We start from the raw sequence: 2,554 nt of genomic DNA, 5'->3' as shown, positions 1-2,554 counted from the left end.
TCCATGCTCCCACGGAATGACGATCTCGGGCTCGAACCGTTCGCGCGAAGGCCCATCTTGGCGTTGCTTTTGGTCTGGAAGCTACGACGAGGCCGCTCGGCGAACTGGCCGCGTGGCTCACGACGATCTACGTTCGGTACAACGGCGCTGACCTTGCCGACTGCTGGCTCTGGCACCCCGACGTCGTGACCGAGCTGCTCGCGCTGCGAGAAGCGTGGATCTCGGCGTACCAGGGTCCCCGCGCCTCGGCCGAGTCCGTCATGGACTGGCACGACCGATACCGGCCAGGGACCGTCGCCCGCGTCAACACCGCGTTGGGTCAGTGCTACCTCCAGCGACACCTGGCCACCGGCGAACTCAGCTACACCCCAGCCCGAATCTCGGCTACCGAGCAGCTCACCGACATCGCCCGCTGGTGGGCCACCTCCCACGGCGACACCGCCGCGCCACCGCCAAGTCCCAACGTGGTTGCCGAGTCCGCTGCCGCCCGCGCGGCCCGCGCCTACTGAGCAGTTCCGCACGACAGAGCCCCGGACTGATTCTGGTCCGGGGCTCTGTCGTGGCCCGTCCGTAGTGGCCCCACGCTGAGGCCCGCCTACCGCGTCGGGTCACACTTCTGGATGCCTACCAGGGTGTTCGCAAGGTAGAGATATGTCCGTTCTAGGTGATTCCTAGTAGTTGTAGGGATCGGCGCGGGTTTCGGCTGTTCTTTCGTAGGGCTGGCGCGATGGATGCGACGCCGGCCAGGCGGAGCAGGCTGATCCCGGTGTTGCGCAGAGTGGTCAAAAGGGCATCAGCCTAGACATCTGCATGATCGCCAGAAGGCCGCGCTCTTCTACGTACCCACCAAAACCAGCGCGACTATCACATAACCGAATATCCGGTCATAGCTCGATCTTGCGAATGCCCTGGGATGCCTACGGACCGGAACCAAGCCGTTGCACGGAATGGTTCACTGCGTTCTGGTTCTTGCTCGACCGCCCGGTACCTGCCCCATGGCGGAGACGCCCATTGATTCGTTATTGCTCCTAGCCCGGGCCGAGCTATGTTCTACGGATATGGTAGAACTCTCTAATTTCGCCACCCGGGCCAGTTTATGGAGCGCACGGCGCACTGCTCTGGGTGAACTAGAACTACTAGCTGCAGGCCGGAAAGAAACTGGGGACGAAGAGATTGAATGGTCCTCATCATCAGACCAATCGGCTCCCTTCCCCCTATACGGCTCGTGACCCCTTAGCGAAGGCGTCGGAGACTGCCTGTCCGGAGATGGGATTCCAGTAGTATGCGCCGGAGATGGTGCCCTTTCTTCCTCACTGGGGATCTGATCAACCGCGCGTCTCGGCAGGGATATTGCTGGTTCTCGCCTGTGGCTAACGAAGTAAGGGGCACCTGGTGCTTCTCGGTGACCGAAACGCGCGTCTCGCTGGTCGATCAGGTCGGCCAAAGCGGATTGCTCCAACGATGCGGTTGGGAGCGGGGCACTCGAGGGCGTTTGCGATGGCATTCCTCTCAACGCCGCTGCTCTTGAAACGCTGTCAGTGTTGATGGAAAGTGACCCCCCAACGGGGCGTGATCTGTCAGAACTACCTGGCAGTGATGACAATTCGATTCTCCATCTTCTATCCCCCATGGAGGATGCCTGTTCAGCTTGAACGTAACTGGCGAGGTTCGACTGCTGCGGGCGTGGTGGTCCACACTGGATCATCGGCCTGGAGAGTCTGAACACACGGTGGGATATCGCTACCGTGCCGGAGCCCTGGGGTCAGGATGAGGAGCTGGTATCAACGTTGCGTTGGCCGTACAACTCTGGGTCGTGGTGGGCACTGCTGCGCGGGGCCCTCTCTGCGCGCCAACCAGACCCTCCGTGCTGTTCGATGCTGCGGCAGTGGCAACGTCTCTCCGCCACCGATCTATCCTTTCGTTCCTTTCGTTCCTTTCGTTCCTTTCGTTTCTGTCGAGCGTTTCTGCAAGCGAACGCAGTGATTGCGATGCTGGCACGTGTTCGTATTTGGCGCTCACTTCATGGGCCGCGTCTTTGATTTCCGAGAGCAACGCCTCTGCTTGCTTTTCTCGGGCCGACGCAATAATCGCCTGCGCGACCACCGAAATGTCCTCGGCTGGGGCGACAGTTCGCATGATCCACATCGAGGCCGACTTTTCGTCAAGTTCACGTAACTCTGGCCATGCCTTGACTATTTTTGTCCCGATAGCCCAGTCGTCGTCGTTGCTCATATCCAGGTGCTGTGGCCCGTTATGGGGATTCTCGACCGTCCGAGCGGGACTGCGCAAGGGGGGGCCTGGATGCTGGCCGTCCATAGCAATTCTCCAAATCATCGTTTACCGACTCTGTATCGCAGCCGCCCCTCGCACCTTCCGCGCGCCAGGGGTCCAAAAGTTCAATGGGTCAAGCCGGCCCACTCCCTAAGTCGATCTTCTATCGTTGGCTGGGGGGGGTTGTGCAGGGCGTTCGCAAGGTAGAGATATGTCCGTTCTAGGTGATTCCTGGTAGTTGTAGGGATCGGCGCGGGTTTCGGCTGTTCTTTCGTAGGGCTGG

Annotated in this window: 1 protein-coding gene; it reads left to right on the top strand. The window is 60.6% G+C overall.

Translation table 11 applies throughout. The annotated features are described in order from the left end of the window. Positions 1-185: 185 nt before the first annotated feature. Positions 186-509, top strand: a complete 324-nt coding sequence (locus AB0H52_RS31760) for a hypothetical protein (protein WP_357951975.1) — start codon at positions 186-188, stop codon at positions 507-509. The last annotated feature ends 2,045 nt before the right edge of the window (positions 510-2,554 follow it).

The organism is Micromonospora sp. NPDC050695 (genome assembly GCF_040654415.1).
Taxonomy (GTDB): domain Bacteria; phylum Actinomycetota; class Actinomycetes; order Mycobacteriales; family Micromonosporaceae; genus Micromonospora.
The sequence above is the reverse complement of the archived record's forward strand: the minus strand, read 5'-3'. Positions and strand labels throughout refer to the sequence as shown.